Below are 18,637 nucleotides of genomic sequence, written 5' to 3' on the forward strand. Positions count from 1 at the left end.
TGGCTCCACTCACGCTCTACTCCTCGTGCTCCCCGGTCGAAGGCTCCGTGCCCTCGACAGTGCCCTCACTCACGCCCTCGGCGTGAACCTCGGCCATCTCGCCGTCGACGTCATCGGCCCCATCGACCTCTTCCGCCTCACGACCGGCCTCGGCGTTGCGCGCGATGCCGACGACGGCGTCGCGCTTGCCCAGATTGATCAGTTGGACGCCCATGGTGTCACGGCCCGTCTCCCTGACTTCATTGACTCGCGTACGAATCACACCACCGCCGAGCGTGATGGCGAGAATCTCGTCGGTCTCCTCGACCACCAGCGCACCGACGAGCGATCCGCGGTCCTCCACGATCTTGGCGGCCTTGATGCCGAGGCCGCCGCGACCCTGGACGCGGTACTCGTCGACGGGGGTCCGCTTCGCGTACCCGCCGTCGGTAGCGGTGAAGACGAACGTACCGGGCCGGACGACATTCATCGAGAGCAGTTCGTCGCCCTCGCGGAAACTCATCCCCTTGACACCCGAGGTGGCACGGCCCATGGGGCGCAGCGCGTCGTCCGTCGCGGTGAACCTGATCGACTGGGCCTTCCTGCTGATGAGCAGCAGGTCGTCCTCGGCCGACACCAGCTCGGCGCCGATCAGCTCGTCGTCGCCGCCGTCCGGCATCTCGCGCAGGTTGATCGCGATGACCCCGCCCGAGCGCGGCGAGTCGTAGTCCTTGAGCGCGGTCTTCTTCACGAGACCGCCCTTCGTCGCCAGGATCAGGTACGGCACGGCCTCGTAGTCGCGGATCGCGAGGATCTGGGCGATCTTCTCGTCCGGCTGGAAGGCCAGCAGGTTGGCGACGTGCTGGCCGCGCGCGTCCCGGCCGGCGTCCGGGAGCTCGTACGCCTTGGCCCGGTAGACCCGGCCCTTGTTCGTGAAGAACAGCAGCCAGTGGTGGGTCGTGGAGACGAAGAAGTGGTCGACGATGTCGTCTTCCCGCAGCTTCGTGCCGCGCACGCCCTTGCCGCCGCGCTTCTGCGAGCGGTAGTCGTCCGTCTTCGTGCGCTTCACATAACCGCTGCGGGAGATCGTGACGACGATGTCCTCCTCGGCGATCAGGTCCTCGATGGACATGTCACCGTCGAAGGGCACCAGCTGGGAACGCCGGTCGTCGCCGAACTTGTCGACGATCGCCGCCAGCTCCTCGCTGACGATCGTGCGCTGCTTGGCGGGCGACGCCAGGATCTCGTTGTACTCGTTGATCTTCGCCTGGAGCTCGTCGTGCTCGGCGGTGATCTTCTGGTGCTCCAGCGCGGCCAGGCGGCGCAGCTGCATTTCCAGGATCGCGTTCGCCTGGAGCTCGTCGATCTCCAGCAGGCCCATCAGGCCCTCGCGCGCGATCTCCACCGTGTTGGATCGCCGGATGAGGGCGATGACCTCGTCGATGGCGTTCAGGGCCTTGAGCAGGCCGCGCAGGATGTGCGCCCGCTCCTCGGCCTTGCGCAGCCGGAACCTGGTCCGCCGGACGATGACCTCGATCTGGTGCGTCACCCAGTGGCGGATGAACGCGTCGATCGACAGCGTGCGCGGCACCCCGTCGACGAGCGCCAGCATGTTCGCGCCGAAGTTCGTCTGGAGGTCGGTGTGCTTGTACAGGTTGTTCAGGACGACCTTGGCGACCGCGTCCCGCTTGAGGACGACGACCAGGCGCTGCCCCGTACGCGAGGAGGTCTCGTCGCGGACGTCCGCGATCCCGCCGACCTTGCCGTCCTTGACCAGGTCGGCGATCTTCTGCGCGAGGTTGTCGGGGTTGGTCTGGTACGGCAGCTCCGTGACGACCAGGCACTGGCGGCCCTGGATCTCCTCGACCGCGACGACCGCGCGCATCGTGATGGAGCCGCGCCCGGTGCGGTACGCCTCCTCGATGCCCTTGCGGCCCACGACCAGCGCGCCGGTGGGGAAGTCGGGGCCCTTGATGCGCTCGATCAGCGCGTCCAGCAGCTCCTCGTGCGAGGCCTCGGGGTGCTCCAGGTACCACTGGGCACCGGAGGCGACCTCACGGAGGTTGTGCGGCGGGATGTTGGTCGCCATGCCGACCGCGATGCCCGCGGAGCCGTTGACCAGCAGGTTCGGGAAGCGCGCCGGGAGGACCGTCGGCTCCTGGTTGCGGCCGTCGTAGTTGTCCTGGAAGTCGACGGTCTCCTCGTCGATGTCCCGGACCATCTCCATGGACAGCGGCATCATCTTGCACTCGGTGTACCGCATGGCGGCGGCCGGGTCGTTGCCCGGGGAACCGAAGTTGCCGTTGGAGTCCACCAGCGGCATGCGCATCGACCAGTGCTGCGCGAGGCGCACCAGGGCGTCGTAGATGGAGGAGTCGCCGTGCGGGTGGTACGTACCCATGACGTCGCCGACGACGCGGGCGCACTTGTAGAACCCCTTCTCGGGGCGGTACCCGCCGTCGTACATCGCGTACAGCACCCGGCGGTGGACGGGCTTGAGTCCGTCCCGTACGTCGGGCAGCGCACGCGAGACGATGACGGACATCGCGTAGTCGAGATAGGAGCGCTGCATCTCCGTCTCGAGCCCGACGGGCTCGACGCGCATGCCCACTCCGGGGACGATCTCCGCCTCGGGCATCACGGGTTCAGGTGTCACAGGGGTGTTCTCGTCGGCCATTGCTGGTCAAAGTCCTTTCGAGCTGCGGCGTCGCTGGTACGGCCGACTCAGATGTCGAGGAAGCGGACGTCCTTGGCGTTGCGCTGGATGAACGAGCGTCGCGCCTCGACGTCCTCGCCCATGAGCACCGAGAACAGGTCGTCGGCCTGCGCGGCGTCGTCCAGCGTCACCTGGCCGAGGACCCGGTGGTCGACGTCCATGGTCGTGATGCGCAGCTCTTCGGCGTTCATCTCGCCGAGGCCCTTGAAGCGCTGGATCGAGTCTTCCTTGATCCGCTTGCCGTTCTGCTTGCCGAGCGCCACCAGGGCGTCGCGCTCCCGGTCCGAGTAGGCGTACTCGAAGTCGTCCCGGCCCCACTTGATCTTGTAGAGCGGCGGGCGCGAGAGGTAGACGTTGCCCTGCTCCACCAGGGGCCGCATGAAGCGGAAGAGGAACGTCAGCAGCAGGGTGTTGATGTGCTGACCGTCGACGTCGGCGTCCGCCATCAGGATGATCTTGTGATAGCGGAGCTTCTCGAGGTCGAAGTCCTCGTGGACCCCGGTGCCGAACGCCGAGATCAGCGCCTGGACCTCGGTGTTCTGGAGGATCTTGTCGATCCGGGCCTTCTCGACGTTCAGGATCTTGCCTCGGATGGGCAGGATCGCCTGGTACATCGGGTTACGGCCGGATTTCGCCGAACCGCCGGCGGAGTCACCCTCGACGATGAAGATCTCGCACTTGGTGGGGTCGTTCGACTGGCAGTCGCTGAGCTTGCCCGGCAGCGAGGCGCTCTCCAGCAGCCCCTTGCGGCGGGTCAGGTCACGCGCCTTGCGGGCCGCCACGCGGGCGGTCGAGGCGGCGATGCCCTTGCGGATGATGTCGGCGGCCTCGTTGGGGTTCCGGTCGAACCAGTCCGTCAGCTGCTCGTGGACGACCTTCTGCACGAAGGTCTTGGCCTCCGTGTTGCCCAGCTTGGTCTTTGTCTGGCCCTCGAACTGCGGCTCGCCAAGCTTCACCGAGATGATCGCGGTGAGGCCCTCACGGACGTCCTCGCCGGTGAGGTTGTCGTCCTTCTCGCGCAGCAGCTTCTTGTCGCGCGCGTACCGGTTGACCAGCGAGGTCAGCGCCGCGCGGAAGCCCTCCTCGTGCGTACCGCCCTCGTGCGTGTGGATCGCGTTGGCGAAGGAGTAGACGCCTTCGGTGTACTGCGTGTTCCACTGCATGGCGATCTCGGCCGAGAGGAGACGGTCCTTGTCCTCGGCCTCGATGTCGATCACCGACTGGTGAATGACGTCGCCCTTGCGGGAGTTGAGGTACTTCACGAAATCGACGATGCCGTTTTCGTAGTGGTACGTGACCGTGCGGGCGGTCTCCTCCTCGGCGGGCTCGACCGCGTCCGCGCTGTCCGCGCCCGCCGTCGCCTTCGCCGACTCCCGCTCGTCGGTGAGCTTGAGGGTGAGGCCCTTGTTGAGGAACGCCATCTCCTGGAAGCGGCGCGAGAGGGTCTCGAAGCTGTACTCGGTGGTCTCGAAGATGTCCCCGTCGGCCCAGAAGGTGACCGTCGTGCCGGTCTCCTCGGTGGCCTCGTGCTTGGCCAGCGGGGCGGTCGGGACGCCGAGCTTGTAGTCCTGGGTCCAGCGGTGGCCGTCGGTCTTGACCTCGACGGCGACCCGGGTGGACAGGGCGTTGACGACGGAGACGCCGACGCCGTGCAGACCGCCGGAGACGGCGTATCCGCCGCCGCCGAACTTGCCGCCCGCGTGCAGGACGGTCAGCACGACCTCGACGGCCGGCTTCCCTTCGGACGGCACGATGCCGACCGGGATGCCCCGGCCGTTGTCGATCACACGCACCCCGCCGTCGGCGAGGATCGTGACGTCGATGGTGTCCGCGTGGCCCGCCATCGCCTCGTCGACCGAGTTGTCGACGACTTCCTGCACCAGGTGGTGCAGGCCGCGCTCACCGGTCGAGCCGATGTACATGCCAGGCCGCTTGCGGACCGCGTCCAGCCCTTCCAGCACGGTGATCGCGCTGGCGTCGTACGAGGCGGCGGCCTCGCCGTGCTCACCGACTGTGGACGGAATGTTCTCGTTGGGGTTGCCGGAATCGGCCACGAAGCGCCCTTTCTGGCACAGCACAGGCCGTTCTCCGGACAGGCGGGAGCGGCTGCGTCGTTCGGCTTGTATCGACGACTCCCGCCTCAGCGGCGGGATTACTCACCAGTCTACCGGTAGCACTGACACGAATGGTGGTTTGCCGGTACCTGAGTACGCATGTGCCGCCCTGAATGAGCGACTGACGACTCCCCATATTCAGGAAGGGGCCCCAAGAGGCCCTGACGGGCTTTGAGCGCTTCGGCCTGTCAACCTCTCGCTACGGTGAGGGACGCTCCGGCCGTACCGCCCGGTTTCCTCCCGTACGAACCCTGACGAACCCACCCACACGCCCGTCCAGTACACGACAATTTTACGCCAAAAGTGCAGCTCAGCGCGGTGAGCGAAGGTACGTACGGGATAGAGAAGGGGACTGGAACCCCGGCCGCGGGCGCACGGCGGCCCGGCCGCCCCCGACCCCTCACCCGTAGGTGTCGCCCGGCCCCTTGCTGCCGGGGGCCCGCAACGGCCCGAACCGGCGCTCCGGACCCCCCGGCCCGACCACCTTGATCATCCGTACGGTGCCCTGGCCCAGATCCGCGTTCAGCCGGGCCACCAGCTGCGGAGCCAGCAGCCGCAGCTGCGTCGCCCACGCCGTCGAGTCGCAGCTCACGGTCAGCACCCGGGCGTCCGGATCGTCGTCGTACCGCAGGGGTACGCAGTGGTTCGCCAGATCGTCGCCGACGATCTGCGGCCACCGCCCCACCACCCCGCCGACCGCCGCCGGCGTCTCCCAGCCCCGCTCGGTGATCAGCCGGTTGATCGCGGAGCCCAGCGGCTGCGGGTCCCGGCCGTCCGACCGTGCGCCCGAGCGCAGCCCGCCGCCGCGCCGGGCCTGCTTCTTCTGCTGCGCCGCCGCGCCCCGCGCCCTGGCCTGCTCCTTCGCCGCCCGCAACGCGACCCGGGCGAGATCCACCCCGGTCACCTCGGGCGGCTTCGACACCCCTGCCCCAGGAGACACCCCTGCCCCCGGGCCGGAGGAGGAAGCCCCGGAAGCGGCCGGATCCGGCAACGCGTCCCCCGGCCCGCCGGCCCCGCCCCCGTCTTTGGCGCGAGCCGCGCCCGTACCCGCGCGGGCGGCCGGTCCCCGTCGGCCCGCAGCCCCGCTCTCGCCCCGGCCGGTCATACGCGCTCCACCTCACCCGCGGTCACCGCGTACCGTGCCCCCGCCAGCCCGCCCGGGACGTCCTCGGCCACCGCGGCCGTCACGAGCACCTGCTCGCCCGGAGCCACCAGCTCCGCCAGCCGCTCACGGCGACGGGCGTCCAGCTCGGCGAAGACGTCGTCGAGCACCAGCACCGGCTCGTTGCCCTCGGAGCGCAGCAGCTCGTAACTGGCCAGCCGCAGCGCCAGCGCGTAGCTCCAGGACTCGCCGTGACTCGCGTACCCCTTCGCCGGCATCCCCCGCAGACCGAGCACCAGATCGTCGCGGTGCGGGCCGACCAGGGTCACGCCCCGCTCGATCTCCTGCTTGCGGACGCCCACGAGCGCCGCGATCAGCTGCTCGTACAGCTCCTCGCGGGTGCGCGCGGGACCCACGCCCTCACCGACCGAGCTGCGGTACTCCAGCGCCACCGGACCGCCGCCCGGCGCGACGTCCCCGTACGCCTTGTCGGCCAGCGGCTGGAGCGTGGCGATCAGATCGAGACGCTGCGCCAGCAGCTCGGCGCCCACCCGGCCCAGGTGCTGGTCCCAGACGTCGAGCGTGGACATGTCCATCGAGCGCCCACCGTGCCGGCGCGCCATCGCCGCGGACTTGAGGAGCGTGTTGCGCTGCTTCAGCACCCGCTCGTAGTCGGAGCGGACCCCGGCCATCCGGGGCGAACGTGCCGTGACCAGCTCGTCCAGGAACCGCCGCCGCTCGCCGGGGTCGCCCTTGACCAGGGCCAGGTCCTCCGGCGCGAACAGCACGGTCCGTACGATCCCGAGCACGTCACGCGGTCTGACCTGCGAGGACCGGTTGACACGGGCCCTGTTGGCGCGGCCCGGATTCAGCTCCAGCTCGACCAGCTGCGAACGCTCGCCCTGGGTGACCGCCGCGCGGATCACCGCCCGCTCCGCTCCCATCCGCACCAGCGGGGCGTCCGAGGAGACCCGGTGGCTGCCGAGGGTGGCGAGATAGCCGACGGCCTCGACGAGGTTGGTCTTGCCCTGCCCGTTGGGCCCCACGAACGCGGTGACGCCCGGGTCGAGAGGCACCTCGACCCGGGCGTACGAGCGGAAGTCGGCCAACGAGAGATGGGTGACGTGCATGGTGGCCGACCTCTCCCGTTGGTGCTTCGCAGGTTGTTGCGCTGCCGACGCGTCGCCGGCGGTCCGATCAGTTCTCGGACTTGGACTCGACCGCGTGCCCGCCGAACTGGTTGCGCAGCGCGGCGATCATCTTCATCTGCGGCGAGTCGTCCTGGCGCGAGGCGAACCGCGCGAACAGCGACGCCGTGATCGCGGGCAGCGGCACCGCGTTGTCGATCGCGGCCTCCACCGTCCAGCGGCCCTCGCCCGAGTCGGCGGCGAAGCCCCGGAGCTTCTCCAGGTGCTCGTCGTCGTCGAGCGCGTTGACCGCGAGGTCGAGCAGCCAGGAACGGATGACCGTGCCCTCCTGCCAGGAACGGAAGACCTCACGCACGTCGGTGACCGAGTCGACCTTCTCCAGCAGCTCCCAGCCCTCGGCGTAGGCCTGCATCATGGCGTACTCGATGCCGTTGTGGACCATCTTCGCGAAGTGGCCGGCGCCGACCTTGCCCGCGTGGACGGAACCGAAGTCGCCCTCGGGCTTCAGCGCGTCGAAGATCGGCTGGACCTTCGCCACGTTCTCGTCGGTGCCGCCGTACATCAGGGCGTAGCCGTTCTTCAGGCCCCAGACGCCGCCGGAAACACCGCAGTCGACGAAGCCGATGTCCTTGAGGCCCAGCTCGGCGGCGTGCTTCTCGTCGTCGGTCCACCGGGAGTTCCCGCCGTCGACGACGACGTCACCGGGCGAGAGCAGCTCGGCGAGCTCGTCGACCGTGGACTGGGTGGCGGCGCCTGCCGGGACCATGACCCAGACGACCCGCGGGCCCTTCAGCTTGCCCACAAGCTCTTCGAGACTGTGGACATCGGCGACATCCGGGTTGCGGTCGTAACCGATGACGGTGTGGCCTGCGCGGCGGATGCGCTCGCGCATGTTGCCGCCCATCTTGCCGAGGCCGACGAGACCGAGCTCCATCAGAGATTCCTTAAGCGTCGTGGCGATAAGCGTCGGGGCGTTTGCGCCCAGGACCGAGCCTACGCCCGGCGGGGGACAGCGCGGCGGGCCCGCTCCGCGCCGAGCGGGCCCGCCGGAAACTGCCGCGGATACGTCCCCCGATCAGCCGGGGGATGCCGGGATCAGCCGGAGAGGCGCACCGGCATGATCAGGTACTTGTACGCGTCGTCCGCCTCGGCGTCGACGGCCGGGCGGCCGCTGAGCAGGGCGGGCTTGGTGGACGTGGTGAACGAGAGCTGGGCGACCGGGGAGTCGATCGCGCTCAGACCGTCCAGCAGGAACGTCGGGTTGAAGGCGATCGAGATGTCGTCGCCCTCCAGCACCGCGTCCACGCGCTCCACAGCCTGTGCGTCATCGCTGGAGCCTGCTTCCAGGATGAGGACGCCCTGCTCGAAGCTGAGCCGTACGGGGGTGTTGCGCTCGGCGACCAGGGCCACACGCTTGACGGCCTCGACGAAGGGGGCCGTCTCGATCACCGCGACGGAGTTGAACTCGGTCGGGAAGAGCGTGCGGTACTTCGGCAGGTCGCCTTCCAGCAGGCGGGTGGTCGTACGCCGTCCGGCGCCCTCGAAGCCGATCAGGCCCTCGCCCGCGCCGGAGCCGGAGAGCGCCAGGGTGACCGTGTCGCCGCTGGTGAGCGCCTTGGCGGTGTCCAGGAGGGTCTTGGCGGGCACCAGGGCGACCGCCGAGGCGTCGGCGTTCTCCGGCTTCCACAGGAACTCGCGGACCGCGAAGCGGTAACGGTCGGTGGAGGCGAGCGTTACCGTGTCGCCCTCGATCTCGATCCGCACACCGGTGAGCACCGGCAGGGTGTCGTCGCGGCCGGCGGCGATGGCGACCTGGGCGGCGGCCGAGGCGAAGACCTCACCGGGGACGGTGCCCGTGGCGGTCGGCATCTGCGGCAGCGCGGGGTACTCCTCCACAGGCAGTGTGTGGAGCGTGAAGCGGGAGGAACCGCAGACGACCGTGGCCCGCACCCCGTCGGTGGAGATCTCCACCGGGCGGTTCGGCAGGGCGCGGCAGATGTCGGCGAGCAGCCGGCCGGAGACGAGCACCGTGCCGTCCTCGTCGACCTCCGCGTCCACGGAGACCCTGGCGGAGACCTCGTAGTCGAAGCTGGAGAAGCTGAGGGCTCCGTCCTCGGCCTTCAGCAGAAGGCCCGCGAGAACGGGCGCCGGCGGACGGGCCGGGAGGCTGCGGGCCACCCAGGCCACCGCCTCCGCGAGTACATCGCGCTCCACCCGGATCTTCACCGGAACCGCCTCCTGCTGTTGCTCGCTCGCCCTGCTGGCCTTCGTCGTCTGGACCGGAGCTCCCTGCCGAGGGCTGGGGAGGCTCCGGGGTCCAGTCTGACGTACGGCACCGACAGTCGTTGCTGCTCGGGGTCAAGTCGGGCCGAGAGCTTCGCGGCGGTCGACGGTCGAGTTGTACACAGGTCCCACTTCGAAGCTGATTCCTGGCTAACTCTGGGTGGTAGTAGTAGTAGGCCTTGTGGATACCGTGGATAACGTCGTTTGCGCAGGTCAGCGACTGTTTTTTGTCCACCGGTCCTGTGGGTGGCGCCCGTGGACAACCGGGGCTTTCTGTGGACGGGCGAAAGTTCTGCACACCCGATGCACAGGAGGGGGCCACTTCTCCCCAGGCCTGTCCCCAGCTTTACCCATGTTCCCCACAGCCCAACCGACCACCTTGGTGTGACGCCTTTCACTCCGGGCGGTGAGAGCGTGTGTTGCGTTGCCGAACAGTGGACAGGGGTGTGGAGAAGCAGGGGAAAGCTGGGGACAAGAGTCCTCAGCCTGTGGGCTGCCGGTGGACAACATCGACGACCCCCTGTGGACGAAAGTTCTGTCCACAGGCTGTGGATGAAGGTTGACCACAAATCCCCAGCCATGTGACCTGGCCTGATGGAGTATCGGCAGAGCGCCCTGTGGACGCAATATGGACAACTTCCCAGTCCCCAGGCTGTGGACGGAAGATTTCTCGCACATCTGTGGAGAAGGGGCTCTGAGCAGCCCGTATTCGAACAGCGCGGGTGCGACGGGGTGCTCGACGCGGACCTCGGAGAGCACGAGGAGCGCCCTCGGAGGGCCTGCGGAGCTCTGGGGAGGGACCTCGGGAGCCCTCGGCGGGCTCCGAAGAACGCTCGGTGGGCCCCGCAGGACTCTCGGTCGGCCCCGGAGAACGCGAAAGAGGCGCTTGCCGCGGACCGTGGTGGTCCGCGGCAAGCGCCCCCGGGAGCGCGATGGGAGAAGCCGGCGAGCGCGGCCGGAGAAGCCGGCGTCAGCCGTTCTTGATGCGGTTGGTCAGCTCGGTGACCTGGTTGTAGATGGAGCGGCGCTCCGCCATCAGCGCGCGGATCTTCCGGTCCGCGTGCATCACCGTCGTATGGTCGCGGCCGCCGAACTGCGCACCGATCTTCGGCAGCGACAGGTCGGTCAGCTCGCGACAGAGGTACATGGCGATCTGGCGCGCCGTCACCAGGACCCGGCTGCGCGAGGATCCGCAGAGGTCGTCCACGGTGAGGCCGAAGTAGTCGGCGGTCGCCGCCATGATGGCGGGCGCGGTGATCTCCGGCGCGGATTCCTCGCCACCCGGGATCAGGTCCTTGAGGACGATCTCGGTCAGCCCCAGGTCGACCGGCTGCCGGTTCAGTGAGGCGAAGGCGGTCACCCGGATCAGCGCGCCCTCCAGCTCACGGATGTTGCGCGAGATCCGCGAGGCGATGAACTCCAGGACCTCCGGCGGGGCGTTGAGCTGCTCCTGCACCGCCTTCTTACGGAGGATCGCGATCCGGGTCTCCAGCTCGGGCGGCTGGACATCGGTCGTCAGACCCCACTCGAAGCGGTTGCGCAGCCGGTCCTCCAGCGTTACCAGCTGCTTGGGCGGCCGGTCCGAGGAGAGCACGATCTGCTTGTTCGCGTTGTGCAGCGTGTTGAAGGTGTGGAAGAACTCCTCCTGCGTCGACTCCTTGCTCGCCAGGAACTGGATGTCGTCGACCAGCAGGATGTCCACGTCGCGGTAGCGCTTGCGGAAGGTGTCGCCCTTGCCGTCGCGGATCGAGTTGATGAACTCGTTGGTGAACTCCTCCGAGCTCACGTACCGCACCCGGGTCCCCGGGTAGAGGCTCCGCGCGTAGTGCCCGATGGCGTGCAGCAGGTGGGTCTTGCCGAGCCCCGACTCCCCGTAGATGAAAAGGGGGTTGTACGCCTTCGCGGGCGCCTCGGCGACGGCGACGGCCGCCGCGTGCGCGAAGCGGTTGGACGCCCCGATGACGAAGGTGTCGAAGAGGTACTTCGGGTTCAGCCGGGCGTGCGGTTCGCCGGGGCCCGGCGCGGGGGCCGGCTGGGCGCCCATCGGGCCGGGGACGGAGCCGCCGGTCCGCCCGGGGCCGTGACCACCCTGGCGGGGGCCCGGCTGCGGGTCCTGGCGGTCGGGACGCTGCTGTTCGTACCCCTGGCGCTCGGGAGGCTGCGACCGGTAGTCGTGCTGCGGCTGCTGGGGGCGCCCGGCGCCGTACGGCTCGCGCCACTGCTCCGGGGGCTGCTCCCGGTACGGCTCGTTCTCCCGCTCCCGGTACGACTCGCTCTCCCGGTACGACTCGCTCTCGCGGTACGGCTCGCCGGAGGGCTGCTCGCGGTCCTGGTACCCGCCGTGCCGCGGCTGCTGCCAGGAGAGGTCCTCCTGGGTGCGCGGCCAGGCGCCGGGTTCCGGGCGCTGCTGCTGGTAGTCGGGGTAGGCGGGCCGGGCCGTCGGCATGCCGTCGTCGGAGGGCCGGTGGCCGTATCCGTCGTACGCGTCGCCGCGCGGCGCCTCCTCACGCGGCTGCGCCGGGTAGCGGTGGCCCTGCTGGCTCTGGTGCGACTGGTGCATCGGGGGCGCCGGAGGGGACGGCGGGTCGCCCGCGGAGTCGTCGACGGTGATCGCGATCCGGATGGGGCGGCCGCATTCGCGGGTCAGCGTCTCGCTGATGAGCGGTGCGAGCCGGCCCTCCAGGACGCGCTTGCCCCATTCATTGGGGACGGCCAGCAGCGCGGTGTCGGCGACGAGTGCCAGGGGCTGGCAGCGCTCGATCCACTGCTTGTCCTTCGGCTCGATGCCCTGCTGACCCTCCCCGAGGAGTTGTTCCAGCACTCGCGGCCACACTGCGGCAAGATCGGCAGGTACGTCAGCCACAAGGCACGCTCTCTCGCATGTCCCCTGTCCCACGAATGTGTGGTTCTCGGGACGGGATGGGTCGGGTCGGGTGAGGCCCGGCAGTCGGGAAGGAAAAGAACCGGAGTTCAGCCACGGTAGTCAGGCCGACCCGCGCGGTTCAAGTTGTTGTCCACAGGCTGTGCACAATGAGGGGTCGCGCGAAGCCGGTTTGACCGGATGGCGTAGCCGCGCGTACCGTGACCAGGTCGAGTTGTCGATGGCTGCTGCCGCCTGCCTCCGATGGGCAAAGATCACGATCTGTGATTGTGAAGCGGTGCACTAAGGCGTTTACGCGAGTTCCTCGTGGGCGCACGGTGACAGCCAGGCGATGTCCCGCCAACACACGAATCATTTCTGGAGCCCCCGAGTGAGCAAGCGCACCTTCCAGCCGAACAACCGTCGTCGCGCCAAGACCCATGGCTTCCGGCTGCGCATGCGTACCCGTGCCGGCCGTGCGATTCTCGCGAACCGCCGTGGCAAGGGCCGCAGCAGCCTGTCCGCCTGATATCGCTTACAGGTCCATGACGTGCTGCCTACCGAGAATCGGCTGAGGCGGCGCGAGGACTTCGCGACCGCGGTACGACGAGGACGTCGAGCCGGACGTCCACTGCTCGTCGTCCATCTACGCAGCGGTGATACGGACCCGCACGTGACGGGGGAGACTGTTCCCCCACCGCGTGCGGGTTTCGTTGTCAGCAAGGCCGTGGGGGGTGCAGTCGTCCGTACCGCGGTGAAGCGGAAGCTTCGCCACCTGGTCCGCGACCGGCTGGCTCAGCTGCCCCCCGGTAGCCTTGTTGTCATACGGGCGCTGCCCGGTGCGGGCGACGCCGATCATGCACAGCTGGCCCGAGACCTGGACGCCGCTCTTCTGCGGCTGCTGGGAGGGGGCGCGCGATGAAGTACCCGCTGCTGGCTCTCATCAAGCTGTACCAGTGGACGATCAGTCCACTCCTCGGGCCTGTCTGCCGTTATTACCCGTCGTGTTCCCACTATGGATATACGTCGATCGACAGGCACGGTGCCATCAAGGGAACAGCGCTGACCGCCTGGCGCATCCTGCGGTGCAATCCGTGGTCACCCGGCGGTGTGGATCATGTTCCGCCCCGTAAGCGTCCGCGGTGGCACGAGCTGCTGCGCAATGCCCTGCGCGGTGAAAAGGGCGGGGAGTCCGCCGCTGATGTGCCGTCCGGGGGGTCGGTCTCCGAACCTCCGAGCCCGGCCGCAGAGACCTCGCCCAATGCTCAAGGAGCCTGATTAGTGGACACGATTGCCAGTCTGTTCAGCTTTATCACCACACCCGTCTCATGGGTCATCGTTCAGTTCCACAAGGTCTACGGGGCGCTCTTCGGCGACGACTCCGGCTGGGCCTGGGGCCTGTCGATCGTGTCCCTGGTGGTGCTGATCCGGATCTGCCTGATCCCGCTCTTCGTGAAGCAGATCAAGTCGACCCGCAACATGCAGGTGCTCCAGCCGAAGATGAAGGCGATCCAGGAGCGCTACAAGAACGACAAGCAGCGTCAGTCCGAAGAGATGATGAAGCTGTACAAGGAGACGGGCACCAACCCGCTCTCCTCGTGCCTTCCCATCCTGGCGCAGTCGCCGTTCTTCTTCGCCCTGTACCACGTGCTGTCGTCCATCGCCTCGGGCAAGAAGATCGGCGCGATCAACCAGGACCTGCTGGACAGCGCGCGTCAGGCGCACATCTTCGGCGCCCCGCTGGCCGCGAAGTTCACGGACAGCGTCGAGAAGGTCACCTCGCTCGACGCGTCCCTGACGGACGTCCGGATCGTCACCGCGATCATGATCGTGCTGATGTCGGCCTCGCAGTTCTTCACCCAGCGCCAGCTGATGACGAAGAACGTCGACCTGACGGTGAAGACCCCGTACATGCAGCAGCAGAAGATGCTGATGTACATCTTCCCGGTCATTTTCGCCGTGATGGGTATCAACTTCCCCGTCGGTGTCCTCGTCTACTGGCTGACCACCAACGTCTGGACCATGGGTCAGCAGATGTACGTGATCAACCAGAACCCGACGCCGGGCAGCAAGGCGCAGGACGCCTACCTCCAGCGGGTCCTCAAGAGCGTGACCTCCCACGGTGAGGTGCGCGGCCGCACCCGGCGCAAGATGGTCAAGGCGATCGTCGCCAAGGGTCCCGACCGCAACGACATCGAGCGCAAGTTCATCACCGGCCTCGGCAAGCTGGGTTTCGCGGCCCAGGAGGACGGCACCGTGCAGAAGAGTGAGACCGCCGCCGTCGACGCCGAGGGCAGCCAGGCGCCCAAGCGTCAGCAGCCCAAGCGCCAGACCAAGGCGAAGCGCCAGACGGCCGGTGCCACGGCCGGTGGAGCCAAGGACACGGAGCCCGCGGACGCCGTCTCCAAGACCTCCCTCGAGAAGCAGGACGCACCGAAGGACGACAAGCCGAAGTCGGCGGGCAAGCCCGCCTCCGGCTCCTCACGCCAAGCCAAGTCCGGACAGCGCAAGGGCCCGCAGCGGCCCAAGCACCCGTCCAAGAAGTAAGAAGGAGTCCATCCGTGACGGAAGGCACCACCTCCACGGCCGCCGCTGAGGCCGGCAGCGACACCCTGACCCGCCTGGAGCAGGAGGGCGAGATCGCGGCCGACTACCTCGAGGGACTGCTCGACATCGCCGACCTCGACGGCGACATCGACATGGACGTCGAGGCGGACCGGGCCGCGGTGTCGATCATCAGCGAATCGGCTCGCGACCTCCAGAAGCTTGTGGGCCGCGACGGTGAGGTCCTGGAGGCGCTCCAGGAGCTGACGCGGCTGGCCGTCCATCGGGAGACGGGCGACCGCAGCCGTCTGATGCTGGACATCGGTGGCTTCCGGGCCAAGAAGCGCGAGATCCTCGCGGCGCTGGGTGCCAAGGCCGCGGACGAGGTCAAGAGCTCGGGCGAGCCGGTGAAGCTGGACCCCATGACGCCGTTCGAGCGCAAGGTCGTGCACGACGCGATCGCCGCGGCCGGTCTCCGGAGCGAGTCGGAGGGCGAGGAGCCGCAGCGCTTCGTCGTCGTTCTCCCGGCCTGACCGGATCCTTGTACTGTCGGCCCCGTCTGTTCGCAGGCGGGGCCGATCTTTGTCAGCCCGATAGTCAGCCACCCACAGTGCGCTAGTGCGGAATGGAAGGACGGTTCCCGTGACGGAGGCAGCAGAGCTCCCCCAGGCACCTGCGGAGGCGCAGGCGGTGTTCGGAGAGCTCTTCCCGGAGGCTGTCCGGTACGCGGAGCTTCTCGCGGATGCCGGGGTCGAGCGAGGTCTGATCGGGCCGCGTGAGGTCCCCCGGCTGTGGGAGCGGCACCTGCTGAACTGCGCGGTGCTCTCCGAGGTCGTGCCCGAAGGCGTCACCGTCTGCGATGTGGGCTCCGGTGCTGGTCTGCCCGGCATCCCGCTGGCTCTGGTGCGTCCCGATCTCAAGATCACCCTGCTGGAGCCGCTGCTGCGGCGGACGAACTTCCTCCAGGAAGTCGTCGAACTGCTCGGCCTGGACCATGTGACGGTCGTGCGCGGCCGGGCCGAGGAGGTCCTCGGGAAGCTTCAGCCCGTTCACGTGGTGACCGCCCGTGCGGTGGCTCCTCTGGACCGGCTGGCGGGCTGGGGCGTGCCCCTGCTGAAGCCGTACGGGGAGATGCTGGCGCTCAAGGGCGACACCGCCGAGGAGGAGCTCAAGGGCGCCAGGGCCGCGCTCAGCAAGCTCGGTGTCCTGGAGACCGAGGTGCTCCAGGTCGGTGAGGGCTTGGTCGATCCGCTCTCCACCGTGGTCCGTGTAGTGGTGGGAGAGAGCCCGGGTGGTGTGAGGTTCGCCGCAAAGAAGGCCAAGGCCGCACGGACGGAGCGGACGCGCCGGCGCCGCTGAGGGGCACTGCGGGACGGTGTCGCCGTCCGTTCGCGAGCCCTGTCCCGTCGGTCGCGATGTGCGTTCTGGTGGGTCTTGGGCCGCTTAGCAGCTGTTCTACCGGAAAGTAGCGATACGTACCGCGTGCGGAGTGTCGTGGCCTGGTAGTTGCTTCGCGGGGGCATCGTGTTTCACGTGAAACGTCGCTCTCTGCTGCAGGGAATCATCGGCCGCGGTCGTGCGGCTGCCACGCCGCGCGACCGCAAGCCCGGACGGGTTGCCGAGTTGTCCACACGCACGGATTCATCCACAGAACAGCGGGCCTCGCTGGTTCACGACCCCGAAAGCATGGCAGGCTCTGTTCATTGCGAGCCTGAAGTCGAGGAGAGTGAATCCTTGCGGTCCGACGCCAACATCGCGGGACCGATGACCGACCCGGTCCCCGGTCCCCGAACCGAGTCCGTGGGTGAGGGTGTTTCACGTGAAACACCGCCGCCGATGGACGACACACCCATCGGCCGAGCCGCTCAGCTGGCGGTCGAGGCCCTCGGCCGCGCCGGCGAAGGGCTGCCCCGCCCTGATCGCACCCGCGTCATGGTGGTGGCCAACCAGAAGGGCGGCGTCGGGAAGACGACCACGACGGTCAACCTCGCCGCTTCCCTGGCCCTGCACGGTGCACGCGTTCTGGTGGTCGACCTCGACCCGCAGGGCAACGCCTCCACGGCTCTGGGCATCGATCACCACGCCGATGTTCCCTCGATCTACGATGTCCTGGTGGAGAGCCGCCCGCTCTCCGAGGTGGTCCAGCCCGTACCGGACGTAGAAGGCCTTTTCTGTGCCCCCGCCACCATCGATCTCGCCGGTGCGGAGATCGAGCTGGTCTCGCTGGTGGCACGGGAGAGCCGGCTCCAGCGGGCCATCCAGGCGTACGAGCAGCCGCTGGACTACATCCTCATCGACTGCCCGCCGTCGCTGGGTCTGCTGACGGTGAACGCGCTGGTGGCCGGGGCCGAGGTGCTGATCCCCATCCAGTGCGAGTACTACGCGTTGGAAGGCCTGGGCCAGCTCCTGCGGAACGTCGATCTGGTGCGGGGCCATCTGAATCCGGATCTGCACGTCTCGACGATCCTGTTGACGATGTACGACGGCCGGACGAGGCTCGCCTCGCAGGTCGCCGAGGAGGTTCGTACCCACTTCGGCAAGGAAGTGCTGCGGACGAGCATTCCGCGGTCGGTGCGCATCTCGGAGGCGCCGAGCTATGGGCAGACCGTGCTGACCTACGACCCGGGGTCCAGCGGTTCGCTCTCGTATCTGGAGGCCGCCCGGGAGATCGCCCTGCGGGGTGTCGGGGTGCACTACGAGGCTCAGCACGCCCACACGAGCAGTCAGAACAGCCAGCAGAACGTTTCGGAGGGCATGCAGTGAGTGAGCGTCGTAGAGGACTGGGGCGTGGGCTCGGTGCGCTGATCCCCGCCGCTCCCCAGGAGAAGCAGGTGCCGGCGCCCGGAGGCGGTACGGCATCGTCCGGCGCGGGCCCGGTTCTGACGGCGGAGCGCGGGGTGGCCGCTGCGAAGGTGACCGCCCTGCCGTCCGTCCCCGTGGTGCCGGAGCCGGCGTCCACTTCGGAGGGCCGTTCCGAGCAGGAAGCCGGGACGTCCGGCGCGTATTTCGCCGAGCTGCCGATCGCAACGATCACCCCGAACCCCCGCCAGCCCCGTGAGGTCTTCGACGAGGACGCCCTGGCTGAGCTGGTCGTCTCCATCAAGGAAGTCGGCCTTCTCCAGCCGGTCGTCGTCCGGCAGGTGGGCCCGGACAGCTACGAGCTCATCATGGGTGAGCGTCGGTGGAGGGCCTGCCGTGAAGCGGGCCTGGAGCGGATTCCCACCATCGTCCGCGCCACGGACGACGAGAAGCTGCTGCTGGACGCGCTGCTGGAGAACCTCCACCGGGCCCAGCTGAATCCGCTGGAAGAGGCCGCCGCGTACGACCAGCTGCTCAAGGACTTCAAGTGCACCCATGATCAACTGGCCGACCGGATCGGTCGCTCGCGTCCGCAGGTGACGAACACGCTGAGGCTCCTGCGGCTTTCGCCGCCGGTGCAGCGTCGGGTCGCCGCAGGCGTTCTTTCGGCGGGCCATGCCCGTGCGCTGTTGTCCGTGGACGACTCCGAGGAGCAGGACCGGCTGGCCCACCGCATCGTGGCCGAGGGGCTTTCGGTGCGTGCGGTCGAGGAGATCGTGACGCTCATGGGCTCGCACCCCACGAGCTCTGTGAAGCCCAAGGGCCCGAGGGCCGGTGGCCGTCTGTCCCCCGCTCTGACCGACCTGGCGACCCGTCTGTCCGACCGCTTCGAGACCCGGGTGAAGGTCGACCTGGGGCAGAAGAAGGGCAAGATCGTCGTCGAGTTTGCCTCGATGGAGGACCTGGACCGGATTCTCGGCAGTCTCGCCCCGGGTGAAGGCCGCGTGCTGGAGCGCGGGCTTGCCGAGACGTCCGAGGAGGACGACAAGGGCTGAGCAGCGGGAGCCGAGGAGGGCGGGCCGTGTGCCGGTG

General features: G+C 68.5%; 15 protein-coding genes. 8 read left to right on the forward strand and 7 right to left on the reverse strand.

The genetic code is table 11. From position 1 onward, the window contains the following. Positions 1-16: 16 nt before the first annotated feature. From gyrA to dnaA, 7 genes are all read right to left on the reverse strand, one after another. A complete protein-coding gene (gyrA, locus tag PSQ21_RS16580) occupies positions 17-2,656 on the reverse strand; it encodes a DNA gyrase subunit A (protein ID WP_274031298.1) in 2,640 nt (879 codons plus the stop codon). Positions 2,657-2,703: 47 nt separating this feature from the next. Next, positions 2,704-4,773: a DNA topoisomerase (ATP-hydrolyzing) subunit B gene (gene gyrB, locus PSQ21_RS16585; protein ID WP_274031299.1), complete on the reverse strand. Its 2,070-nt coding sequence runs from the start codon at positions 4,771-4,773 to the stop codon at positions 2,704-2,706. A 436-nt stretch (positions 4,774-5,209) separates the two neighbouring features. Further along, positions 5,210-5,713 (reverse strand): DUF721 domain-containing protein, encoded by a 504-nt coding sequence (locus PSQ21_RS16590; protein ID WP_337961698.1) that lies wholly within the window; start codon positions 5,711-5,713, stop codon positions 5,210-5,212. Between the two features lie 197 nt (positions 5,714-5,910). Further along, positions 5,911-7,041, reverse strand: a complete 1,131-nt coding sequence (gene recF / locus PSQ21_RS16595) for a DNA replication/repair protein RecF (RefSeq protein ID WP_274031301.1) — start codon at positions 7,039-7,041, stop codon at positions 5,911-5,913. A gap of 67 nt (positions 7,042-7,108) precedes the next feature. Next, the gene (gene gnd / locus PSQ21_RS16600; protein WP_274031302.1) at positions 7,109-7,993 is read right to left on the reverse strand and encodes a phosphogluconate dehydrogenase (NAD(+)-dependent, decarboxylating); all 885 of its coding nucleotides are present in this window, start codon (positions 7,991-7,993) and stop codon (positions 7,109-7,111) included. Positions 7,994-8,154: 161 nt separating this feature from the next. Then, positions 8,155-9,285, reverse strand: a complete 1,131-nt coding sequence (gene dnaN, locus PSQ21_RS16605; protein ID WP_030115122.1) for a DNA polymerase III subunit beta — start codon at positions 9,283-9,285, stop codon at positions 8,155-8,157. 1,027 nt (positions 9,286-10,312) lie between these two features. After that, entirely contained in the window at positions 10,313-12,205 is a 1,893-nt protein-coding gene (dnaA, locus tag PSQ21_RS16610; protein WP_274031303.1) for a chromosomal replication initiator protein DnaA, read from the reverse strand. Positions 12,206-12,593: 388 nt separating this feature from the next. On the opposite strand from dnaA, the gene rpmH reads away from it, so the two are divergent. The 8 genes from rpmH to PSQ21_RS16650 all read left to right on the forward strand — a co-directional run bounded on the left by rpmH (position 12,594) and on the right by PSQ21_RS16650 (position 18,600). After that, positions 12,594-12,731 (forward strand): 50S ribosomal protein L34, encoded by a 138-nt coding sequence (rpmH, locus tag PSQ21_RS16615; RefSeq protein ID WP_003967884.1) that lies wholly within the window; start codon positions 12,594-12,596, stop codon positions 12,729-12,731. Positions 12,732-12,752: 21 nt separating this feature from the next. After that, entirely contained in the window at positions 12,753-13,124 is a 372-nt protein-coding gene (gene rnpA, locus PSQ21_RS16620; RefSeq protein WP_274031304.1) for a ribonuclease P protein component, read from the forward strand. Beyond that, on the forward strand, positions 13,121-13,480 hold the full coding sequence (yidD, locus tag PSQ21_RS16625; protein WP_006125986.1) for a membrane protein insertion efficiency factor YidD: 360 nt from the start codon (positions 13,121-13,123) through the stop codon (positions 13,478-13,480). Before rnpA ends, yidD begins: the two co-directional genes overlap by 4 nt. Before the next feature lie 3 nt (positions 13,481-13,483). Further along, a complete protein-coding gene (gene yidC, locus PSQ21_RS16630; RefSeq protein ID WP_274031305.1) occupies positions 13,484-14,749 on the forward strand; it encodes a membrane protein insertase YidC in 1,266 nt (421 codons plus the stop codon). A 14-nt stretch (positions 14,750-14,763) separates the two neighbouring features. Next, the gene (locus tag PSQ21_RS16635; RefSeq protein ID WP_097865601.1) at positions 14,764-15,279 is read left to right on the forward strand and encodes a Jag family protein; all 516 of its coding nucleotides are present in this window, start codon (positions 14,764-14,766) and stop codon (positions 15,277-15,279) included. Between the two features lie 109 nt (positions 15,280-15,388). Then, a complete protein-coding gene (gene rsmG / locus PSQ21_RS16640; RefSeq protein ID WP_274031306.1) occupies positions 15,389-16,105 on the forward strand; it encodes a 16S rRNA (guanine(527)-N(7))-methyltransferase RsmG in 717 nt (238 codons plus the stop codon). A 327-nt stretch (positions 16,106-16,432) separates the two neighbouring features. Further along, a complete protein-coding gene (locus tag PSQ21_RS16645) occupies positions 16,433-17,509 on the forward strand; it encodes a ParA family protein (protein ID WP_012380081.1) in 1,077 nt (358 codons plus the stop codon). After that, the gene (locus PSQ21_RS16650; RefSeq protein ID WP_274031307.1) at positions 17,506-18,600 is read left to right on the forward strand and encodes a ParB/RepB/Spo0J family partition protein; all 1,095 of its coding nucleotides are present in this window, start codon (positions 17,506-17,508) and stop codon (positions 18,598-18,600) included. The genes PSQ21_RS16645 and PSQ21_RS16650 overlap by 4 nt, the downstream gene beginning before the upstream one ends. Positions 18,601-18,637: the final 37 nt, after the last annotated feature.

It is taken from the genome of Streptomyces sp. MMBL 11-1 (assembly GCF_028622875.1).
Classification (GTDB): domain Bacteria; phylum Actinomycetota; class Actinomycetes; order Streptomycetales; family Streptomycetaceae; genus Streptomyces.

What these genes read in the sequence shown, in the direction of transcription:
- yidD (WP_006125986.1), top strand. Translation starts at nt 13,121, where the DNA reads ATGAAGTACCCGCTGCTGGCTCTCATCAAGCTGTACCAGTGGACGATC.
- gyrA (WP_274031298.1), bottom strand. Translation starts at nt 2,656, where the DNA reads ATGGCCGACGAGAACACCCCTGTGACACCTGAACCCGTGATGCCCGAG.
- recF (WP_274031301.1), bottom strand. Translation starts at nt 7,041, where the DNA reads ATGCACGTCACCCATCTCTCGTTGGCCGACTTCCGCTCGTACGCCCGG.
- gnd (WP_274031302.1), bottom strand. Translation starts at nt 7,993, where the DNA reads ATGGAGCTCGGTCTCGTCGGCCTCGGCAAGATGGGCGGCAACATGCGC.
- PSQ21_RS16645 (WP_012380081.1), top strand. Translation starts at nt 16,433, where the DNA reads ATGGCAGGCTCTGTTCATTGCGAGCCTGAAGTCGAGGAGAGTGAATCC.